This window comes from Rhodococcus erythropolis NBRC 15567 (assembly GCF_001552595.1).
Lineage (GTDB): Bacteria > Actinomycetota > Actinomycetes > Mycobacteriales > Mycobacteriaceae > Rhodococcus_F > Rhodococcus_F erythropolis.
Genome location: NZ_BCRM01000060.1, coordinates 1 through 1,676, shown reverse-complemented (window position 1 = coordinate 1,676; position 1,676 = coordinate 1). Strand labels below are relative to the sequence as shown.

The 1,676-nt window shown below is 60.5% G+C and carries 1 protein-coding gene; it reads right to left on the bottom strand.

Annotated elements, in window-relative coordinates; genetic code table 11:
- A partial coding sequence (locus RE4_RS30535; RefSeq protein WP_245206792.1) for an amino acid adenylation domain-containing protein occupies window positions 1-1,592 on the bottom strand: 1,592 nt, incomplete at its 3' end.
- Window positions 1,593-1,676 lie beyond the last annotated feature (84 nt).

Genomic DNA, 1,676 nt, shown 5'->3' with positions numbered 1-1,676 from the left:
ACACCAACCCGCGACTCACACCCCAAAACCACCGCAAAAGCAGCAGCCACCACCAACTCCGAAGCAGAACCAGGCGCCCGAAACACCCGCACACCGAAAACAGGCTCCGGCAACGCCTTCCGATCCAACTTCCCCGCACTCGACAACGGGAACTCGTCAACAACAACCACCACATCCGGAACCATGTACGACGGAAGCACCAACCCCACCGCAGCCCGCGCCCCCACCGAATCCACCGAAACTTCCGCATCGACCGAGGACCCAGCCGTCACATACCCGACCAGACGACTCCCCCCATGCACCACCACCACAGCACCAGAAACACCCGGCAACGCACCCAACGCCGACTCGATCTCACCGAGCTCGATCCGCACCCCACGAATCTTCACCTGAAAATCCGACCGACCCAAATACACCAAAGACCCAGCAGCACTCCACAACACACGATCACCAGTGCGATACATCCGAGCACCCACCACAAACGGATTCGCCACAAACCGATCCGACGTCAAATCCGGACGCCGATGATAACCACGAGCCAACTGCGCACCATCGAGATACAACTCACCCGCAACACCCACCGGCACCGGACGCAACCGCGAATCCAACACATACCCACGCGTATTCCACACCGGCGTCCCGATCGGCACCACCCCCGACACCGAACCCACAATCCGATGCGCCGTCGTCGTAATCGCCGCCTCCGTCGGACCATACGTGTTATGCACCGCAGCCGACGTCAACGAACCCAACGCCACCGCAAGCTCCGGCGACAACTCCTCACCACCGGCAAACAAATGCCGCAACGAACCCAACGCACCACCAAAACCATCAGCCACCAACGCCGCAAGCACCGACGGAACGAACTCCGCCACCGAAATCGCATGCTCGACCATCACACCCGCAAGATAATCCAACTCACGATGCCCACCCGGCCGCGTCACCACCAACCGCGCACCCACCGTCAACGGCAAAAACGACTCCCACACCGACACATCGAACGTGAACGGCGCACGCGCCATCACCCGATCATCAGCACCCACCCCGTACTCCCCAGCCAACCACGCCAACTGATTGACAATCGCCCCATGACTGACCGACACCCCCTTCGGCCGACCCGTCGAACCCGACGTGAACATCACATACGCCGCATTACCCAACCGCAACGGCGCAACCCGATCACCATCAGAAACCCGACCACCCGAAAACCCACCCACATCAAGACCATCGAGAACAACAACATCCACACCCACAGGCAACACACCCACAAACGCAGAAACAGTCAACACAAGCTGCGGCGCAGCCGAATCAACCACAAACCCGATCCGCTCCACCGGCAACTCCGGATCAATCGGCACATACGCACCACCCGCAGCAACAACCGCATGCATCGCCACGATCATCTCCACCGAACGCTCCACCGCAAGACCCACCAAAACATCCGGCCCCACACCACGCCCGATCAACCACCGCGCCAACCGATTCACCCGCACACCGAACTCGGCATACGACAACACCACATCACCGAACACCACAGCCACACGACCCGACGACACCTCAACCGAAGCCGCCACCAAATCCGCCAACGTCACACCGTCAACACAACGATCCGTCTCATTCACACCCCCCAACACCAACCCACGCTCCACCACAGACTCCACCTCGAACATCTCGAC